The sequence below is a fragment of the Ramlibacter sp. P4_H7 genome, from assembly GCF_056400765.1.
In genome coordinates this window covers 337,084-355,744 of the sequence record NZ_JBFUKP010000003.1, presented here as the reverse complement: position 1 = coordinate 355,744, position 18,661 = coordinate 337,084, and the positions used below count along the sequence as shown (strand labels likewise).

Here is an 18,661-nt window from a genome sequence, read left to right as displayed (position 1 = left end):
CGAATGGCAGACGTCGTCCTCCGCGTCGCGGGGATTTCCAAGCGCTTCGGCGGCCTCCAGGCCCTGTCCGATGTGGGCCTGACCATCGAACGCGGCCAGGTGTATGGCCTGATCGGCCCGAACGGCGCCGGCAAGACCACGTTCTTCAACGTGATCACCGGCCTCTACACGCCGGACAGCGGCAGCTTCGAGCTGGCGGGCAAGCCGTACACGCCCAGCGCCGTGCACGAGGTCGCGAAGGCCGGCATCGCGCGCACCTTCCAGAACATCCGGCTGTTCGCCGACATGACGGCGATCGAGAACGTGATGGTGGGCCGCCACGTGCGCACCGGCTCCGGCCTGCTCGGGGCCATGTTCCGAACGAGGAAGTTCCGCCAGGAAGAGGCGGAGATCGCCAAGCGGGCGCAGGAACTGCTGGATTACGTGGGCATCGGCAAGCTCTCCGAATTCAAGGCGCGCACGCTGTCGTACGGCGACCAGCGCCGGCTGGAGATCGCGCGCGCGCTCGCGACCGATCCGCAGCTCATCGCGCTGGACGAGCCCGCGGCGGGCATGAACTCCACCGAGAAGGTGGTGCTGCGCGAGCTGATCGATCGCATCCGCAAGGACAACCGCACCATCCTGCTGATCGAGCACGACGTGAAACTGGTGATGGGCCTGTGCGACCGCGTCACGGTGCTGGACTACGGCAAGCAGATCGCCCAGGGCTCGCCCTACGACGTGCAGCGCGACGAAAAGGTGATCGAGGCCTACCTGGGCCACAGCCACAAGGCGACCGGCACCGCGCCGGCCGTGCCGAGCGGAGGACAGCCATGAGCGAGACGCTGCTGAAGGTCGGCGGCCTGAAGGTCGCCTACGGCGGCATCCAGGCCGTCAAGGGCGTGGATTTCGAAGTCCGCGAAGGCGAGCTCGTCTCGCTGATCGGCTCCAACGGCGCCGGCAAGACCACCACGATGAAGGCCATCACCGGCCTGCTGCCGTTCGCGGGCGGCGACATCCACTACCTGGGGCAGAGCATCCGCGGCCGCGGCGCCTGGGAACTCGTGAAGCAGGGGCTGGCCATGGTGCCCGAGGGCCGCGGCGTCTTCACGCGCATGACGATCACCGAGAACCTGCAGATGGGCGCGCACATCCGCAGGGACAAGGAGGGGATCGCGCAGGACATGGAGCGCGTCTTCACGACCTTCCCGCGCCTGAAGGAACGCAAGGACCAGCTCGCCGGCACCATGTCCGGCGGCGAACAGCAGATGCTCGCGATGGGCCGGGCGCTCATGAGCCGGCCCAAGGTGCTGCTGATGGACGAGCCGTCGATGGGCCTGTCGCCGATCATGGTCGACAAGATCTTCGAAGTGGTGAGCGACGTGCACAAGCAGGGCGTCACCATCCTGCTGGTGGAGCAGAACGCGAGCCGCGCGCTCGAGATCGCCGACCGCGGCTACGTGATGGAGTCCGGCCTGATCAGCATGAGCGGGGATGCCAAGGAGATGCTGAACGACCCGAAGGTGAGGGCGGCGTACCTGGGGGAGTGAACCTCGGGTGCGTTGGCCTCAGGCGATCCGACCCATCGACCGCAGCCTTGCGATCACCCGGTCAGCCGCTTCCTCCGGGCTCAGTTCAGCCGTCGGCAGGCGCAGTTCCGCGTGCTCCGGCGTCTGGTATTCCGAATCGATGCCGGTGAAGTTCTTCAGGTCGCCGCGCCGCGCCTTGCGGTAAAGACCCTTGGGATCCCGGCGTTCCGCCTCTTCCAGCGGAACGTCGACGTGCACTTCCACGAACTCCCCCGCCTGCACCAGGCTGCGCGCCAACCTGCGTTCCGCGCGGAACGGGGAGATGAAGGCCGTGAGCACGATCAGGCCGGCGTCCACCATCAGGCGCGCCACCTCGGCGATGCGGCGGATGTTCTCCACCCGGTCGGCATCGGTGAAGCCCAGGTCCTTGTTCAGGCCGTGCCGGATGTTGTCGCCGTCCAGCAGGTAGGTGCGGTGCCCCGCGGCATGCAGCTTCTTCTCGACCAGGTTGGCCACCGTGGACTTGCCCGATCCCGACAGGCCGGTGAACCACACGACACAGGGCTGCTGCCGGTTCATGCGGGCGCGCGCCTGCTTGTCGACGTCGACGTGCTGCAGGTGGACGTTGTGGCTGCGGCGCAGCGCGTAGCGGATCATGCCGGCGCCCACCGTCGCGTTGCTGATCCGGTCGATCAGGATGAACCCGCCGGTGTCCCGGTTCTCCGTGTAGGGGTCGAAGCCGATCGGGCGGTCCAGGTGGATCGTGCATTCGCCGATCGCGTTCAGCCCCAGCGTCTTGGCCGCCAGGTGCTCCATGGTGTTCACGTTGACCTGGTACTTGATCTCGGTGACGGAGGCAGTGACCGTGGCCGTGCCGATCTTGAGCAGGTAGCTGCGGCCGCGCAGCAGCGGCTCGTCGTGCATCCAGACGATCTGGGCTTCGAACTGGTCCGCCACCTGCGCGGGATCCTGCGCGGCGGAGAGCAGGTCACCGCGGGAGATGTCGATCTCGTCGGCGAGGGTGAGGGTCACGGATTGGCCGGCGATGGCCCCGGGCATGTCACCGTCGAGGGTGACGATCCGCGCGACCGTGCTTTCACGGCCGGAGGGTTGCACGCGCAACCGGTCTCCTGGTCGAACCTGGCCGGCGGCGATGGTGCCGGCAAAGCCGCGAAAGTCGAGGTCGGGTCGGTTGACCCACTGCACGGGCAGCCGGAAAGGCGCGCGCTTCATGCGCTCGCCGTCCACCTCCACGCTTTCCAGGTAGCCCATGAGCGTCGCACCGCCATACCAGGGCATGCGCTCGCTGCGCCGCAGGACGTTGTCGCCCCGAAATGCCGACATCGGGATGAAGGTGATGTCCCGCAGGCCCACTTGCCCCGCGAACGCGAGGTAGTCGTCGCGGATGCGCTGGAACACCTGCTCGTCGTGGTCCACCAGGTCCATCTTGTTCACCGCGACGACGATGTGCCGGATGCCCAGCAGGGACACCAGGAAGCTGTGGCGCCGCGTCTGCGTCAGGATGCCCTTGCGTGCGTCCACCAGCAGGACGGCGGCATCGGCCGTCGACGCGCCCGTCACCATGTTGCGCGTGTACTGCTCGTGCCCCGGCGTGTCGGCGACGATGAACTTGCGCCGCTCTGTCGAGAAGAAGCGGTAGGCGACGTCGATGGTGATGCCTTGCTCGCGTTCGGCGGCCAGGCCGTCCACCAGCAGGGCGAAATCGATGTGCTCGCCCTGCGTGCCCCACTTGCGGGAGTCCGATTCGACGGCCGCCAGGTGGTCCTCGAACAGCAGCTTGCTGTCGTACAGGAGGCGCCCGATGAGCGTGCTCTTGCCGTCGTCCACGCTGCCGCAGGTGATGAAGCGCAGCAGGCTCTTGTGCTCGTGCTGGCGCAGGTAGGCGTCGATGTCCGACGCGATCAGCTGGCCGGTGTGGGCCATCAGAAATACCCTTCCTGTTTCTTCTTCTCCATGGAGGCCGCGGCGTCGTGGTCGATCACCCGTCCCTGCCGCTCCGAGGTGCGGGTGAGCAGCATCTCCTGGATGATGGCGGGCAGCGTGTCGGCTTCGGATTCGATCGCGCCCGTCAGCGGATAACAGCCGAGGGTGCGGAAGCGCACCTTGCGGCGCATCGGCACCTCGCCATCGCGCAAGGGCATGCGGTCGTCGTCCACCATGATGAGGGTGCCGTTGCGCTCCACCACCGGCCGCTCCGCGGCGAAGTACAGCGGCACGATCGGGATCTGCTGCAGGTAGATGTACTGCCAGACGTCGAGCTCGGTCCAGTTGGACAGCGGGAAGATGCGCAGCGACTCGCCCGGGTTCTTGCGGGCGTTGTAGAGCTTCCAGAGTTCCGGGCGCTGGTTCTTCGGGTCCCAGCGGTGCTGCGCGTTGCGAAACGAGAAGATGCGCTCCTTCGCGCGGGACTTCTCCTCGTCGCGCCGCGCCCCTCCGAAGGCGGCGTCGAAGCAATGCTGCTCCAGGGCCTGCTTCAGCGCGTCGGTCTTCATCACGTCGGTATGGATGGCCGATCCGTGGGTGAACGGGTTGATGTCCTTGGCCACGCCTTCCGGGTTGACGTGCGTGAAGAGCTCCAGCCCAAGCTCCTTCACCATGCGATCGCGGAACGCATACATGTCCCGGAACTTCCAGCGAGTGTCGACGTGCAGGAGCGGAAAGGGCGGCTTGGCGGGATAGAACGCCTTCATGGCCAGGTGCAGCATCACGGCGCTGTCCTTGCCGATCGAATACAGCATGACCGGCTTGTCGGTCTCGGCCACCACCTCGCGCAGGATGTGGATGCTTTCGGCCTCGAGGCGCTGCAGGTGGGTGAGCGTGGGGGTCATCGGCAATATTCTTTCTGCGAGCTCCGGGCTGGCGACGCGGGGAACGACGACGGCGGGTGAACCAATTTCCGGATCGGTGACTGCCAGGCGCGACGTTTGGGCCGCAAGCCACGCGCCGAGTTCCCGGTCACGCAGCACGCGGGCCGCGCCCGGCCATCGCAGTTCGATGGGACCGGCGGACAGCGGAAGCAGCCGCTCCAGGAAGGCGAGGCAGTGCCGCACCTGCAGGGGCGCCTCGAACGCAAGCCAGCGCAACTGGCCGCGTGCCGTGCGCGTGCAAAGCACTCCGACGTGCCTGCCATCCGGCGTCGTCATGTAGCGCTCGCGCGCGTGCAGATGCAGGACGTTGTCCTCGCGTTTCGCAGGCTGCGGGACGTCGATTTCCGGGTCGATGCCGGCCGGGGCGCAAAAGCGGCCGACCGCGCCCATGCTGCGTGAACACCCCTGCTGCTTCAGCCAATCGAAGAGCGCCTGCCGGTTCCAGAGCGAATGCGAGGGGAGCCCGGCGTCTTCCGGTGGCAGCGGCAGCACCTTCCACAGCGCCGCCAGCAAGTCGGCCGGCAGCCCCTCCTTGTCTCGAGGTGGCCGACCCCTGCCGGGTTGGACATCGACGGCTGCCCAGCCGCCCTGGCGGTAGGCCTTCACCGCTGCGATCACGGTGGGCGCACTCAGGCCGGCGCTGGCGGTCACTGCTGCCAGCTTTTGGCCTTGAAGCCGCAGGGCGACGGCGGGCGTTCAGGTCCTGCCTGGACAATCGGTGACCGCTGGCCGATGCCGTCTTCAATTAAACCTTTTCGGAATCGATCGAACTAAAGGCATTTTGCGCCAATTCGAAGGCCTCATCCACTGATGTCGATGGAAATCGACCACACGGCGAGCGGCTCGGACTTGCCCTCGTCAACAAGGCATGTAGGTGCGTCGGTCACGCAGGGCGCGCAGCACGCGATAGCGCGCCCGGTCCCACAGAGGTGCCTTGACCGCCGGGCCGAGCTGCTCGATGAAGGTTTCCATGGAATCCGTTCCCAGCACCTCGATGCGTGGCATTTCGAATGGGGCGACGCCATGCCGACACAGGGATCCCGCAGTCACGGCGTGGGTGAATCCGCTGGATCGGACGGCCTCCACCGCCTGCGGATTGCGGCCGTTGAACGGGTACGAGAACAGATTCACATCGCGCCGCAGTTCCTCCTGAAGGATGCGCCGCGATGTGTGGGCCTCGTCCAGGGCCGCTTCTTGGGAGAGAGTGGGCAGGCGCGAGTGCGTATGACCGTGCGCTCCGAACTCGACACCTTGCGCTGCAAGGTCCCGTATGTGGTCCCAGGACATGAGCGGCGCCGGCAAGCCATGTTGGGCGTCCCACGATGCCACACCGCCGACGAACGAAGTGGGCACGAAGACGGTGGCGCCGAACCCATATGTCTTGAGAAGGGGCCAGGCAACTTCAAAGAAGTCCAGGTACCCGTCATCGAAGGTGAGCACCACATACCGTCCCTTGGGGGGCTCGGTCGATGCGTTCAGCAGCTGAAAACATTTCGCGATGCCGATCGATTCGAAGCCATGACGCTGGAGAAACGCGAGTTGCCGTTCGAACTGCTCGGGTGACACACGATACGGGGCGAGTATCTGCGGTCCGTCATCGCACACCCGGTGGTACATCAGGACCGGAATGCCCGGCGATCGCCAGCAGTGTCGGGCCTCGGCACGGGATATCGCGGCCCCGCCCCGCTTGACGCCGGTGAAAGGCCACGACGCCACGAGCCCGGTGAGATCCTCGAGATCCGGCCGTACCAGCACTTCTCTTGGGCGGCCTCGAGGAAGTAAACGCTTGGCATCCGTCTTCCTGAAGACTTGCACGCGGTACAAGGTCGTTCGCAGCTCCCGTTGGAAATCCAGGCCCTTGGCCTGAGCAAACGTCTGGCCAATGAATTCACCGCCCACTTCGTTGAAGTCGTGCGCGGAAACGCTGCCGTTGTCGGCGATGGCGGTCGCGTGTGTCAGGACGAGGATTCCGTTTTCCGCCAGCGAATTCGCGATGCCCTTCGCTACCTTCGCCAGGCTGAATCGGTTCTTCATGTAGCTCAAGACTTCCGAGCAGACGATCAGGTCGAACCGGCCTTCGGGCAATCCGTTTTCAATGTCCCACTGCTGCAAAGCAACGTGAGGGAGGTGGGCCAGTCTTGCCTGCGCGCGGGCGAGCGCTCGCTCGGAAATGTCGAGTGCGACCAGATGTTCCGTCCGGGCGGCGAGTCGTTCGGTGAAGAGTCCCTCAGCGCATCCGATTTCCAGCGCGCGCTCGAAGTGACCCGGGATCATCTCCAGCGTATGCGAATACTTCCGCAGTTCGTACGGGGAGGTGGAGTAGTTCCATGGATCCTCCCTGGAGAAGACCTGGTTGAAGTGATCGACAGTCGTGGGTGTGGAAGTTCGACGGAACATCGGACTGGTGAATGGCGGCCCGGCGCGATGGTAAGCTAAATTGCTGAGGAGTCCCCCCATGTCAGCGTTGCGGTTGCTTTCCCCCTCCGTGGGGCCCCAAGAAGGTACTGGTCCGACGGTCGTCGGATGCGTACGGAACGAGCGGATGCGGCTCCCGTATTTCCTTTCCTATTACAGGCGTCTGGGCGTTTCGAGATTCCTTCTCGTTGACAACGCCTCCGACGATGGAACCCTCGACTTCCTCTCCGCTCAAGCGGACGTTTCCATCTTCAGCACCGACGAAAGCTATTCGGCTTCCTTATGTGGCGTGCGTTGGATCAATGCAGTGATGGATGCTCACTGCATCGGGACATGGGCCCTTGTCGTTGATGCGGATGAACTGTTTATCTTCCCCGGCAGCGATCGCGTAGGCTTGTCGGGGCTCACGGCGTACCTCGACAGCCGGAACGAGGAGGGTGTCGAGAGTTTCATGCTGGACATGTATTCGCAAGGCCCCATCAGCGACGCCAGGTACGACGCGGGACGTCCCTTCCTGGAGGTTTGCCCATTCTTCGACTCTGATTCGTATGAATACCCGCAGCACGATCTGTACACGCGCGTTCCCGTGCTTGGGGGCCCCAGGAAAAGGCTGTTCTGGGGCGCCGGCGCGCCTCGCAGCCCGTTCCTTGGCAAGATTCCCTTGGTCAAGTGGCGCCAGGGCCTGTCGTTCGAGGCCTCGACGCACGTCATACGGGGCGTGCGCCTGGCCGAACTCACCGGCGTCCTGCTTCATTTCAAGTTCTTCGCCGATTTCGAAATGCGCGCCCACAGCGAAGCGACACGGAAAGAGCACTGGGATCAAGCGCATCAATACAAGACTTATGCCGACGGCATCGGGAAGTCGCCGCAAATGAGTGCCTACTACGCGGGTTCTGCCCAGTATCGGAATCCTGATCAACTGGTCGAGCTTGGCCTGATGCAACGGCCGGCGGACTTTCCCGAGGCGCGCACCAGCATGCCAGCTCCGAGTGCAGGCCAATAGGATGGCGACCGATTCACCAACGGTGCCGGCCGTCAGTCTCGTGGTGCCGGTGTTCAACAAGGCGCCGTACCTGGCCCAGACTCTCGAATCCATTCTGGCCCAGAGCCTGCGCGACATCGAGGTCGTCTGCGTGGACGATAGTTCCACCGATGGATCCCTGCAGATCCTTCAGCAATTTGCACAGCGCGACCCGCGGGTTCGTGTGCTGGTGAACGAGCACAACACAGGCGCCGGAAGAAGTCGCAACAGGGGACTTCACCATGCCCGTGGCAAATACGTCCGGTTCATCGATGCGGATGACCTCGTTCCACCCGACACGCTGTCGACGTTGTACCGCCTGATCGTTGACGACGCCGTCGACGCGGTGAAGGGAAACATCGAAGGTTTCACCGACGCGGGGCCCGACAATCGCTGGATCCTCGAACGGCCGGTGGGAGAGCTTCACGCGAAGCCCTTGCACGAGGTTCCGGGCGTCTGGAACCCGTGGTATCACGTGACGTGGATGTTCTCGAGGGAAATGCTCCTGCGGCACGGAGTCGAGTACCCCTCTCTCAGGACGGGAGAGGACCCAGTCTTCCTCGCGAGGGCCTTGACCGTGGTCCGAACCCTGTCGACATCCTCCGAAATCTGCTATCGGTACAGGATCGGGACTCCCAAGCCGCATCGCGTTCTCGACTTCAGCTGGATGATGGAGCACGCGCAGCACGCCGCGGAAGTCAAGGCCACTTTCCTCCGAGGCGGGGCAGGGTTCTGCTGGCACGATTCCTACGCGGAGTTTTCGCTGGAGGACCTGGTCAGGATGGGGAACAACGCTCGCATGAGCCCCGAGGACCGGAGTTTGTTCAACCGCGAGATCCGGCAAATCTATGGTGACTGGCCAGGCTGGGGACAGGCCGCCGTGCGCTTGAGCGTCGGGGAGGGGCAGCCATGTTGACCGTCGGGCTTGCCGACGGCATGCATTACATGATGCCCTTCTTCGAGCCCGCGTTGCGCCGGGCATTCCCGGGAACCGAGCTGAGGTTTGAACGGGATCCGACGGTCAACCCGGACATCCTCTTCTTCTCGGTGTTCGGTGAAGACAACCTGAAGTACGACTGCAGGAAGGTGTGCGTATCCGGCGAACCCTACGACTTGTCGCATGTGCGGTGCGATTTGCTGATCGACTGCAAGTCGGCCCCGCACCTGCAGCCGGGTGATGTGCGCTTCGTCTATCTCCCCTTCTATGCAGTGTCATTCGCCGAGCGCTTCACCAGCCGGCCCGAAGACCTCCTTGCGAGCGGGGGCGGCACGTCGCTGACGGAACGCGACCGGTTCTGCGCATTTCTCTACTGGAATAGCGTGCCTTTCCGCAACCAGCTCTTCGAATCGATCAGTCGGTACAAACCCGTCGACGCCTTGGGACGCGCGTGTGCGCCGGAAAACCAGCCGCACGACCGGGGTCACTACGATCCTGGCCGGAGTACCTACAACGATCTTGCGGTACAGAAGTACCTCGGCTACAAGTTCGTCATCTGTGGCGAAAACTCCATCCTCCCGGGGTACGTGACCGAGAAGATCGTGAGCGCCAGACTCGCGGGCGCCGTGCCCATCTACGTGGGTGCACCTGACATTGCAGACCACTTCAACACCGCGTCGTTCATTCACGTGGAGAGTCCGCAGCACGTCGAAGCGGCGCTCGATCGCATCCGGGCGGTGGATCAGGATCGCCATGCCTATCAGGCCTTCCGTGATGCTCCATGCTTTGCCGACGGAAACCTCCCGAAGTACTTCGATCCGGATTACCTCGTGCCGGCGCTACAGGCGCTTCTGTAGAGGCGCGGAGCGGGACGCGCCTCGTCGTGAGGTGCCGGCTCACGCGATATGTTCAATGGATGACCCCGTATGAAGCTGGTGATGACGCTGTTGGTGCGCAACGAAGAGGACATCCTCAGGGACAACCTGGAGTTTCACCTTTCGCAGGGGGTCGATTTCTTCGTTTGCACGGACAACCTGTCCGAAGATGGAACCCTGGACATCCTCGACGAGTATCGACGCCTGGGCGTTCTTGAATGGCGGCGTGAAGACAGTGACGACTATTCGCAGCACGCCTGGGTGACAAGAATGGCGCGGGCAGCGGTGGATGAGCACCGCGCGGATTGGGTGGTCAACAACGACGCCGATGAATTCTGGATGGCAACCTCCGGGTCATTGAAGGAGCGGCTGGCCAGTCAGGCGCCGGAAGTGCTCGCCATCGAGTGTAGAAGGTACAACTTCCCGGAAATCGTCGATTGCGACCACGCACTGCCGTTCTATCGCCGGATGCTGTTTCGCGATCTGCATTCCGTGAACGCGCTGGGGCATCCGCTGCCTGGCAAGGTCTGCCATCGAGGACTTGAGGATGTCGTGGTCGCACAGGGAAATCACACCGTGTCCAACAAACTAGGACCGGTGACCGCGCCAAGCACGCAAGACATCGAGATCCTGCATTTCCCCGTTCGCTCCTACCAGCAGTTCGAGCAGAAGATCGTGCTGGGCGGGGCTGCGTATGGACGGAACACACAGCTGGATCCTGCCGTTGGCGGTACCTGGAGGGTGCTCTATGCCGATTGGCAGGGCGGCAAGTTGAAGGAAAAGCATGAAGGGCAGACCGATTGGATCGCTTCGGCCGAGGAGAAGGTGCTGTCTGGACGGTATGTGCGGGACGGGCGATTGATGGAGATTCTTGATTCCATCGGTCGGCCCTGAAGCAGTCATGGCCTTGCTATCAGCGGACGAATCCATCTTCGCCACCATCGGTCGCGCTGCGGTTCGCGTGCACGCCACTCGATCAGCGCGTCCAGCGCGTCCTCCGGCGTGCATCGCCGACCACCGGCGCCGACGTAAACCGGGTACCGCAACAGCGCGCCGGCCACCAGTTCGTCCAGCGTCAACGTGCGCGTACGCCGCGGATGCGGATGGCTGTCCTGCGTCAGCGTCCAGCCGGCATAGAACGGGTGCCCCCAGCACGACACCGGTGTCCCTCGCAGCAAGGCCTCGAAGCCGGCGAGCGACGTGAGCACGTGCACTTCGTCGACCTGCTGCAGCAGGTCATGCATGGACGCGTCGGTCAGGACTTCGTCGCAAAACGCCTGCGCCTGGTTCTCGCCCATCCCCGCGCCGCGCAGCCCGGCGACCACGTCGGGGTGCGGCTTGTAAACCACCCAGGCCTGCGGCCGTGCGGCTCGCACGGCCTGGAGCAGGGCGAGGTTGGTTCGGATGTCGACTGTTCCGCATGCAATGGAAGCGTCGGTCTCGACCTGGCCTGGCACCAGCACGACGTGGCGGGTCCCCGCGGGCCTGGTCCAGGCGCGTCGCACCAGGTTGTACTTCGTCACGCCGGTCTCGACGACACGCCGTCGCAGCGAAGCCGCCCGCGCAATTTCCTCCTCGTCGAACGCGCATTCCTGGAGCAAGCGTTCCAGCGTGCTGGGCGTGCGCGCGTCGTAGTAGATGCCTTCCTCGTCCAGCACCCAGGACAACGGTCGCGTGAGGTCCGCACCGAGCCCCACGGAACGCAGGAAACCGTCTTCCATGCGAACGATCCGCACCCCGTCGCTGACGCCATGCGGCACGGGCGCACTGCCCCACAGGAGCAAGGTCGCGCCCGGCGTGACCTCGGCGCCGGAGCGCACGAAGCGAACATCCGGGCGCGCGCTGAAGGCACGGACGAAGGCGCGCTTGCGCAAGGAGAACCCGTACGCAAAGACCGGGCCCTCGAGTTCCGGCCCCAGCGCCGTGCGGATCAAGACAGCATCTCCAGCAAGTCCTCGACCCGCGCGAAATGTTCGTCCCAGGTCGGCCCACGAAAACTGCGCAGGCGTTCCAGCTGGGCGCTGCGGCGCGGATGCTCAGAGGGCGCGTAATCGCGGATCGCCTGGGCCCAGGCTGGGCCGTCGAGCGGATCGACATATTCCGGCACCATGCCTGCGATCTCGTTGAAAACGGGCAGGGGACTCGCAATGGCGGGAGTGCCGAGTCCCAAGGCCTCCACCAGCGGCAGGCCGAATCCTTCGGCAAAGGACGGAAACAGCAGCGCGCGCGCGTGCAGCAGGTGCCGCGTCAGTTCCGAATCCGAACAGCGACCGAGCTCGTGCACAACACCCCGCAGCGGATCGCACCGTTCCAGCAGGTCCACCACGTTCTCGCACTCCCAGCCACGCTGCCCGATGATGACGAGGTGAGGGGTGTGTTCCCCCAACTCCGACACGAGGCGCCGCCACACGTTCAGCAACAGGAGGTGGTTCTTGCGCGGCTCGATGGTGCCAAGGACCACGAAGTAGGGATGTGGCAGCGGGGCGGGCGCGGCGCTTTCCAGAGGAAGCTTCGGCGCCGCCAAGGGCGCCACCACGGTCGGGGGCATGCGAAGGCCATGCACCCCTGCGAAGGCCTGCAGCTCATCGCGCGTGGCTTGCGAGTTCACCAGGATACCGGCGCCCAAGCGTAGCATCAGCTCCATGCGGGCGACGTGTCTCTGCGACTCGCCGGCACGGCAATACTCCGGATGTGTCACCGGGATCAGGTCGTGCACCATGAACACGGGTCGAAGCCCGGTGCGACGCAGCCAATGTCCAAGGCCTGGATTCTCCAGGCCGGAGTGACCCAGATTCATGTAGATCCGGCTGCCGACGTCACGCGCGGGCCATGCGGGAAACAAGGCCCGCGGAACCAGCCGCGCCAGTCGCCGCGCGAAGCTCGCGTCGGGATCGCGCAGCATTCCGAACAGCTCCTGGGAAGTGCCATGGATCGCCACGCGCCGGAAGCCGGGCCACTGCAGAACGGCTTGCGCGCGCTCGCCGAAGTGCTCGATGTACGCAAGGCAGACGCGGTCGATGCCGGTCGGCAGCCGACCGCGCAGGGTGCGGAGGGTCAGCCGGCTGACGTCGATCAGGAGGGGGCTCTGCATCAGAAGCAGAGGGGCGCACATAGCGCATTCTTCGCGATGTCCGCCTCGGTGACGCAATCTCGGGCAATGCAACTTCGTCGCGGATGGACGAGTGCGCAGCCCCACCCGCCCTCTGCCGGCCAGCCGGTTTTCTCGGCAGGCGTTTGCAAGCTGGCGATCAGCTCTCCGCAGGAAAGCTGCAATGACGCCACTACTTCAGGCCGTTGTAATAATTGATCGGGAATGCGAGGGAAGTCAGCAGGTTCAAGAACTTCTGTAGCTCCGCGGCGGGCGCATTGGCCACGTACAGGACGTCGCGATTGCGCATGGGAAAGTCTTGGGCGAGAAAGAAGCTGGCCGGATTCTTCAGATCCACCAAATAGACAACCGGGATTCGGCCGTCCAAGGTCGTCCTCTCTGGGGGGGCCTCCCTCACTATTTCAGGGTTTTCAAACCGGAAGACGAAGACGGCAGTCGGGTTCGCACGTTGATCCTGCAGCCCGCCCGAGCGTCCGAGCGCCTGCGCGAGGGTGATCCCTTGGGCTTCGAAGTTGATCTCCTCATTGCGCGCTGTCGCACCTAGCACGGTGAAGCTGTTCGGCTGGTGCAGAGCCGTTACCACGTCGCCCGGCTGCAGCAGGATGTTCTGCGCTGGATCGGTGAAGATGGTATCCAACGGGAGGGACACAACGCGCACCGTCCTTCGCCCATCTTCCACGAGCTCCCGCGTGACCCTGATTGTGATTTTGCCTACCGGTTGGCGAAAGCCCCCCGTCGTCGCAAGCGCATCCAACAGCCTTTCGCCGCGCGGCGACAGCGGAAGTCGGGAGCTTGCATTCACCTCACCCACAACCGTCACCATCGCGGAAGTGTTGCGCAGCACTCGCACCAACACTTGCGGATCGTTCGCCTTGGGTTTGAGGCGCCGCGTGATCTCGCTCTCCACTTCCTGCACAGTGCGGCCAGCAACGGGGACCGTCCCTGCGAATGGCACGTTGATGTTCCCGGACGTGTTGACAGTCTGCTCAGGCAGGACGGAAACACGGGCAGTTGAGTTGATAGCGCGGGAATCCGTTGTGCCTGCGCCGAACAGGGCGGCCGGCGGTGCCTCCCAAACGGAGATCTCCAGCGCGTCGCCCGGCCCAATGGTGAAGCGCGGCGCCGTGCCGCCGCCCAGCGTGTCTGCAAGAGAGGCGCGCTTCTCCATCGCCTGGACGCGGCGCACGACGGCACTGGTAAGTTCGACGACGCTGATGCCGTCATCGGGCTGCCGCGCCTGCTCCACTTCTTGGCCGCTAGGGCCGCTCGTGGGGAGGAATGCCCTCGTCGACGTGCATCCGGCCAATGCAATCGCGGCGCCGAGAGTGAGGACTTTGAGGATTCTGGCAATCATGCGTCGTGATATGGGGATGCGCAGCTCGCGGCCTGTCCACCGAAATGCTGATCATACGTGGCCGGTCATCAGTCGCAGCCGTTGCTCAGCCCCAATCTTCGAGCCTAGGGGAGCCGTGTTTCAGGGCCCCCACGCGAGCGGCCAAGGGGCCTTTTCGAATTTGCTGTCACCTTTGGCACTCAGTGGTGCAGGCGGCGTAGCTGGTTGGGGCAGCCGGCAATCCCGTGTCAAGCAACCCGCGTTGGCTGCGGTACAACGTCGAAGCGGTTCTCCGGCCGCTCCGCTCTTTAACAGGCCATGGATCAGCTAACATCGCCGTTACGACACGCGTCCAGCCTGCCCGAGCGAGTGGGGCGCCGGTCGCGAGCGTCCACGCGCGGCTCAAAAAATCCCGGCTTCGGATGACTTGATCCTCTTGAGAATTGCTTGCCTCGAGCTGGAGTTTTCTTGCTCTCTTGCCGCGCCACTGAAGACGGGCCCTGCTCCAACCTGAAATTTATGCGCATCCAAGGCCTTTCTTTGTTGCTCCGAGGCCACGCCCTCGCCGTCGCGATTGCAGTGCCTACGCTCGGCATCGCTGCGTACTGTGCACTGTGGGCAAGCGATATCTACACCTCTGAATCTCGCTTCGTCGTCCGCAGTCCGGAACGAAAAGTCAGCACAGGGCTCGGTGCGTTGCTTCAGGGAACCGGCTTCGCGCGAGCGCAAGACGACAGTTTCGTCGTGAAGGAATTCATCCTTTCTCGCGACGCTTTGCAAAAGCTGCAGCAGAAGATCGATGTGAAGACCAAATTCTCAGATCGCAGTGCGGACATCTTTAGCCGGTTTGCTGGCATCGATCCGGATGACAGCTTCGAGGCGCTCCACCGGTATTACCAGAACAAGGTCAGCGTGCAGACGGACGCTAATTCGTCCATCGTGACGATGACGGTCCGAGCCTTTCGTGCGGAGGATGCGCGGGACACGAACCGCATCTTGCTGGAGGAAAGCGAGAGCCTTGTGAACCGACTGAACGAACGTGCGCGCCAGGATCTGATTCGTTACGCGCAGAACGAAGTCGTGCTCGCTGAGAAGGCCGCGAAGGGAGCGATGCTGCAGCTGACGAACTTTCGCAATGTGCAGAACGTGGTCGACCCGGATCGACAGGCCACGGTGCAGTTGCAGCAGATCGCCAAATTGCAGGACGAATTGATCGCGACGACCACGCAACTGGCGCAGCTCGAGGCGTCCACGCCGGGCAACTCGCAGATCGCGGCGCTGCGGACCCGGAGCCAGTCTCTTCGCAATGAGATCCAAAAGGAATCCGCACGCGTGACCGGGGGCCAAGGTTCCCTGGCCAACAAGGCCGCAGGCATCCAGCAGCTCGCGCTCGAGGCCGACTTCGCAAACAAGCAACTAGCGAGTGCATTAGCGGGTCTTGAAAGCGCGCGCAACGAGGCGCAGCGGCAGCAGGTCTACGTTGAACGCATCGCGCAGCCAAGCCTCCCTGACGTGGCGCAGGAGCCGCGACGGCTGCGCAACGTTCTTTCGACGCTCTTGCTCGGGCTGATCGCCTTGGCCATCCTGCGCATGCTCCTCGCCGGCATCCGCGAGCACGAGGCCTGATGTCCCCGCTGCTTCAGTCGCTACGGGTGCAAGTGCGAGTCATCCGCGCTCTGCTGATCCGCGAGATGCTCACGCGCTACGGAAGGCACAACATCGGCTTCTTGTGGCTCTTCGTGGAACCGATGCTTTTCACGTTGGGCGTCACGGCCCTGTGGACATTCATCGGACTGCACCGGGAGTCGCCCATCCCCATCGTTGCATTCGCATTGACCGGGTATTCGGCCGTCCTGCTCTGGCGCAACATGCCGGCGCGGTGCGTCGCCGCGATCGAACCGAATCTCGCTCTGCTTTACCACCGCCAGGTTCGCTTGATGGACGTGTTTCTGGCGCGCATCCTGCTGGAGGGCATGGGCGCGACCATCTCGTTCATCGTGCTCTCGACGGTGTTCATCGCCACCAACTGGCTGTCGCCGCCCGAGGATCTGCTGAAGGTGATCTGCGGCTGGTTCATGCTTGCCTGGTTCGGGGGGGCACTGGCGCTTCTCCTGGGCTCGCTGTCCGGACGCAGCGAACTGGTCGACAAGCTCTGGCACCCGGCGTCGTACCTGCTGTTTCCTCTCTCCGGCGCCGCGTTCATGCTGGATGCGCTGCCACCTGCCGGTCGCGACTTCCTGCTCTGGTTGCCCATGGTGCATGGGACCGAGATGATCCGGGACGGCTACTTTGGAAGCCTGGTCCGTACCCACTACGACATCTGGTATTTCGCAGGGTCATGTGCCGTGCTCACAGCGCTTGCCTTGACGCAGGAGCGGATCGTCAGCCGCAGGGTCGTGCCCGAATGATCGAGGTCCAAAGTGTGCGCAAGGTGTACCCGACGCGCTCGGGTCCGAAGGTCGTCCTGGATAGAGTGAACTTCACCGTGGGTCGAGGCCAGAAGATAGGCATTCTGGGATCCAATGGTGCCGGCAAGTCCACCCTCATCCGCATCCTCAGCGGCGCGGAGCGGCCCACGTCCGGCAGCGTCCACCGCGGGATGTCCGTATCCTGGCCGCTGGCCTTCGGCGGCGCTTTCCAGGGCACGCTGACCGGCATGGACAACCTGAAGTTCATCTGCCGTGTGCACGGCGTGGATTACCGCGACAAGATCGATTACGTCGAGGAATTTGCGGAGCTCGGCAAGGCCATGCGCGAGCCGGTGAAGCATTTTTCTGCCGGCATGCGTGCTCGGCTTGCGTTTGCGGTCTCCATGGCGGTGGATTTCGACTGCTTCCTGATCGACGAGGTCATTGCCGTCGGCGACGCGAGGTTCCAGGCCAAGTGCGAGATCGAGCTGTTCGAGAAGCGCGCGGACCGCGCCTGCATTCTCGTTTCGCATGATCCGCACAGCATCGAGCAGCACTGCCATTCGGCGGCGGTTCTGCACAAGGGTGTGCTGCATTCGTTTGACGGCGTGGCCAGTGCCTACGAGTTCTATCAGCATGTCACCTGACGCGATGGCTGCGGATTGGTGCGATGCACATTGCGCGCTTTATGGGCGCGCGGTGCCGAAGTCCACGATGCGCCTGGATGCCTGCGTGCGACACGACGTGCGAACTGCGGGCGCGGGCGACCTCGCAAGGACGCTGCATTCGCTGCTGCCTTGCGCGTCGAACTTCGGCAAGGTCGCGGTCCTTCTTGTCGGGCCGGCACCGCGTGGCCAGTTGCCTGACTTCCCCAACCTGTCCATATCGTGGCACCAGCGCCTCGATGAACTGATCGAAGCGACCGAGAACGAGTGGCTGCTTCTCATCGAGTCTGGCGTCGAGCTCAAACCGTGGGCGGTCGCTGAGCTTGCCGAGGCGGTGCGCACGAGAGCTGACACGGACTGCCTTTACGGCGATGCCGAAGTGTTGGGTGCCGATGGGCACGCAACCCCGAAGCTCAAGCCCGCCTGGTCGCCGATCCTCGCAGTTCACTACGACTATGTAGGGGCTGCCTACTTCCTGAGGCGCACTGTCCTCGGAGCCGCACTGCGATGTTCCGGGCGCATCGATGCCTGGGACTTCGCCGAGGTTCACCAGTCCTGCGGTGACGTGCCTTCCGTTGGCCACGTCCCGGCGATCCTGAGCCGGATGCCTGCGGGGCGATCCGCCCGAAGTGGTCCCCTGGCAACTTGGAACGAGCCCGTCGCCCCCAAGCAGGTATCCGCCATCATCCCGACGCGGATCGCGGACGAGCCCATGCTGCGGCGCTGCATCGAGGGCCTTCTTCATGCGACGGACTACGCGGCGCTCGACATCACGCTGGTGCTCAATGGCGAATGCGACAAGCCGTCCTGGTTGCCCGACACGGTCCGCTGCCTGCGCTGGGACAAGCCGTTCAACTGGTCGAGCGTCAACAACTTCGGCGTCCCACTCGCGGCCGGCGAACTGCTGCTCTTTCTCAACGACGACGTGGAACCATCCGGCGATGCAACCTGGCTCTCGCGCCTGGTCGCGACGCAGAACGCGACTGGCGCCGGTGTTGTCGGCCCCTTGCTGACTTACCCGGACGGAGGTGTCCAGCACGTAGGAATCTTCCTGGCCTACCACGGCGGGGGTGCCGAGCACCTGTTTCACAACGCCACCACGCTCCCAGTGTGGGCGGTCTGCCCGCGTGAGGTCAGTGCAGTCACGGGTGCCGTGATGCTGGTTCCGCGCCGTGTGTTCGATGCTATGGGCGGCTTCGACCCGCAGTTCGGACTGACGTGCAACGACACCGACTTCTGCCTTCGCGTCCGCGCCGCAGGAGGAACGGTGCTCGTGGAGCCCAGGAGCAGACTGGTTCACCATGAGCGTGCCACCCGGGGAAAGTCGGAGGACGTCGGCGATGCCCTGCGCTTCTGGGCGCGATGGGAACCCGAGCTGCGGCGCGGCGACCCGTACTTCAATCCGAACCTGGACTCGGCGTCGCCCGACTGGACCCCGGATTTGGCATTCATCGATCGCCACCCCGCCCGCTGGAACGAGCCGCCCCGATGCACACAATGAA

Annotated in this window: 16 protein-coding genes; 10 read left to right on the top strand and 6 right to left on the bottom strand. The window is 64.1% G+C overall.

Annotated features, from left to right (window positions below; translation table 11 throughout):
- Positions 1-3 precede the first annotated feature (3 nt).
- A complete protein-coding gene (locus tag AC1DSA_RS06855; RefSeq protein WP_477887365.1) occupies positions 4-816 on the top strand; it encodes an ABC transporter ATP-binding protein in 813 nt (270 codons plus the stop codon).
- A complete protein-coding gene (locus tag AC1DSA_RS06850) occupies positions 813-1,529 on the top strand; it encodes an ABC transporter ATP-binding protein (protein ID WP_477887363.1) in 717 nt (238 codons plus the stop codon). Before AC1DSA_RS06855 ends, AC1DSA_RS06850 begins: the two co-directional genes overlap by 4 nt.
- 18 nt (positions 1,530-1,547) lie before the next feature.
- Here the strand turns inward: AC1DSA_RS06850 and cysN are convergent, their stop codons facing one another.
- From cysN to AC1DSA_RS06835, 3 genes are all read right to left on the bottom strand, one after another.
- Complete coding sequence (cysN, locus tag AC1DSA_RS06845) at positions 1,548-3,452, bottom strand: sulfate adenylyltransferase subunit CysN (RefSeq protein ID WP_477887361.1); 1,905 nt, start codon at positions 3,450-3,452, stop codon at positions 1,548-1,550.
- Positions 3,452-4,357, bottom strand: coding sequence for a sulfate adenylyltransferase subunit CysD (gene cysD, locus AC1DSA_RS06840; RefSeq protein WP_477887446.1), 906 nt, complete (start codon positions 4,355-4,357; stop codon positions 3,452-3,454). Before cysD ends, cysN begins: the two co-directional genes overlap by 1 nt.
- Before the next feature lie 897 nt (positions 4,358-5,254).
- A complete protein-coding gene (locus AC1DSA_RS06835) occupies positions 5,255-6,793 on the bottom strand; it encodes an SAM-dependent methyltransferase (protein ID WP_477887360.1) in 1,539 nt (512 codons plus the stop codon).
- 145 nt (positions 6,794-6,938) lie between these two features.
- Between AC1DSA_RS06835 and AC1DSA_RS06830 the strand changes: the two genes are divergently transcribed.
- The 4 genes from AC1DSA_RS06830 (at position 6,939) to AC1DSA_RS06815 (ending at position 10,538) form a co-directional block, all read left to right on the top strand.
- A complete protein-coding gene (locus AC1DSA_RS06830) occupies positions 6,939-7,814 on the top strand; it encodes a glycosyltransferase family 2 protein (RefSeq protein ID WP_477887358.1) in 876 nt (291 codons plus the stop codon).
- Position 7,815: 1 nt separating this feature from the next.
- Entirely contained in the window at positions 7,816-8,748 is a 933-nt protein-coding gene (locus AC1DSA_RS06825; protein ID WP_477887356.1) for a glycosyltransferase family 2 protein, read from the top strand.
- Entirely contained in the window at positions 8,742-9,626 is an 885-nt protein-coding gene (locus AC1DSA_RS06820; RefSeq protein ID WP_477887354.1) for a glycosyltransferase family 10 domain-containing protein, read from the top strand. Before AC1DSA_RS06825 ends, AC1DSA_RS06820 begins: the two co-directional genes overlap by 7 nt.
- A 69-nt stretch (positions 9,627-9,695) precedes the next feature.
- Positions 9,696-10,538 (top strand): glycosyltransferase family 2 protein, encoded by an 843-nt coding sequence (locus tag AC1DSA_RS06815; protein WP_477887352.1) that lies wholly within the window; start codon positions 9,696-9,698, stop codon positions 10,536-10,538.
- A 5-nt stretch (positions 10,539-10,543) separates the two neighbouring features.
- Here the strand turns inward: AC1DSA_RS06815 and AC1DSA_RS06810 are convergent, their stop codons facing one another.
- The 3 genes from AC1DSA_RS06810 to AC1DSA_RS06800 form a co-directional block, all read right to left on the bottom strand.
- Positions 10,544-11,578, bottom strand: a complete 1,035-nt coding sequence (locus tag AC1DSA_RS06810; protein ID WP_477887350.1) for a capsular polysaccharide export protein, LipB/KpsS family — start codon at positions 11,576-11,578, stop codon at positions 10,544-10,546.
- Positions 11,575-12,735: a glycosyltransferase family 4 protein gene (locus AC1DSA_RS06805; RefSeq protein WP_477887348.1), complete on the bottom strand. Its 1,161-nt coding sequence runs from the start codon at positions 12,733-12,735 to the stop codon at positions 11,575-11,577. The genes AC1DSA_RS06810 and AC1DSA_RS06805 overlap by 4 nt, the downstream gene beginning before the upstream one ends.
- A gap of 190 nt (positions 12,736-12,925) precedes the next feature.
- A complete protein-coding gene (locus tag AC1DSA_RS06800) occupies positions 12,926-14,119 on the bottom strand; it encodes a polysaccharide biosynthesis/export family protein (RefSeq protein WP_477887444.1) in 1,194 nt (397 codons plus the stop codon).
- 486 nt (positions 14,120-14,605) lie between these two features.
- On the opposite strand from AC1DSA_RS06800, the gene AC1DSA_RS06795 reads away from it, so the two are divergent.
- Genes AC1DSA_RS06795 through AC1DSA_RS06780 form a run of 4 tightly spaced genes read left to right on the top strand, consistent with a single transcriptional unit; the run spans position 14,606 to position 18,660 of the window.
- Positions 14,606-15,712: a KpsE/RkpR family capsule polysaccharide export protein gene (locus AC1DSA_RS06795; protein WP_477887346.1), complete on the top strand. Its 1,107-nt coding sequence runs from the start codon at positions 14,606-14,608 to the stop codon at positions 15,710-15,712.
- Positions 15,712-16,494: an ABC transporter permease gene (locus AC1DSA_RS06790; RefSeq protein WP_477887344.1), complete on the top strand. Its 783-nt coding sequence runs from the start codon at positions 15,712-15,714 to the stop codon at positions 16,492-16,494. The genes AC1DSA_RS06795 and AC1DSA_RS06790 overlap by 1 nt, the downstream gene beginning before the upstream one ends.
- Positions 16,491-17,141, top strand: a complete 651-nt coding sequence (locus tag AC1DSA_RS06785; protein ID WP_477887342.1) for an ABC transporter ATP-binding protein — start codon at positions 16,491-16,493, stop codon at positions 17,139-17,141. The genes AC1DSA_RS06790 and AC1DSA_RS06785 overlap by 4 nt, the downstream gene beginning before the upstream one ends.
- A gap of 4 nt (positions 17,142-17,145) precedes the next feature.
- Entirely contained in the window at positions 17,146-18,660 is a 1,515-nt protein-coding gene (locus AC1DSA_RS06780) for a glycosyltransferase family 2 protein (RefSeq protein ID WP_477887340.1), read from the top strand.
- The last annotated feature ends 1 nt before the right edge of the window (position 18,661 follow it).

Bases quoted from the DNA above. Each gene is read 5' to 3' on its own strand.
- AC1DSA_RS06805 (WP_477887348.1), bottom strand. From the start codon at position 12,735: ATGCAGAGCCCCCTCCTGATCGACGTCAGCCGGCTGACCCTCCGCACC.
- AC1DSA_RS06855 (WP_477887365.1), top strand. From the start codon at position 4: ATGGCAGACGTCGTCCTCCGCGTCGCGGGGATTTCCAAGCGCTTCGGC.
- AC1DSA_RS06830 (WP_477887358.1), top strand. From the start codon at position 6,939: ATGCGGCTCCCGTATTTCCTTTCCTATTACAGGCGTCTGGGCGTTTCG.
- AC1DSA_RS06820 (WP_477887354.1), top strand. From the start codon at position 8,742: ATGTTGACCGTCGGGCTTGCCGACGGCATGCATTACATGATGCCCTTC.
- AC1DSA_RS06825 (WP_477887356.1), top strand. From the start codon at position 7,816: ATGGCGACCGATTCACCAACGGTGCCGGCCGTCAGTCTCGTGGTGCCG.
- AC1DSA_RS06850 (WP_477887363.1), top strand. From the start codon at position 813: ATGAGCGAGACGCTGCTGAAGGTCGGCGGCCTGAAGGTCGCCTACGGC.
- cysN (WP_477887361.1), bottom strand. From the start codon at position 3,452: ATGGCCCACACCGGCCAGCTGATCGCGTCGGACATCGACGCCTACCTG.
- AC1DSA_RS06835 (WP_477887360.1), bottom strand. From the start codon at position 6,793: ATGTTCCGTCGAACTTCCACACCCACGACTGTCGATCACTTCAACCAG.
- AC1DSA_RS06795 (WP_477887346.1), top strand. From the start codon at position 14,606: ATGCGCATCCAAGGCCTTTCTTTGTTGCTCCGAGGCCACGCCCTCGCC.
- AC1DSA_RS06780 (WP_477887340.1), top strand. From the start codon at position 17,146: ATGGCTGCGGATTGGTGCGATGCACATTGCGCGCTTTATGGGCGCGCG.
- AC1DSA_RS06790 (WP_477887344.1), top strand. From the start codon at position 15,712: ATGTCCCCGCTGCTTCAGTCGCTACGGGTGCAAGTGCGAGTCATCCGC.
- AC1DSA_RS06785 (WP_477887342.1), top strand. From the start codon at position 16,491: ATGATCGAGGTCCAAAGTGTGCGCAAGGTGTACCCGACGCGCTCGGGT.
- AC1DSA_RS06815 (WP_477887352.1), top strand. From the start codon at position 9,696: ATGAAGCTGGTGATGACGCTGTTGGTGCGCAACGAAGAGGACATCCTC.
- cysD (WP_477887446.1), bottom strand. From the start codon at position 4,357: ATGACCCCCACGCTCACCCACCTGCAGCGCCTCGAGGCCGAAAGCATC.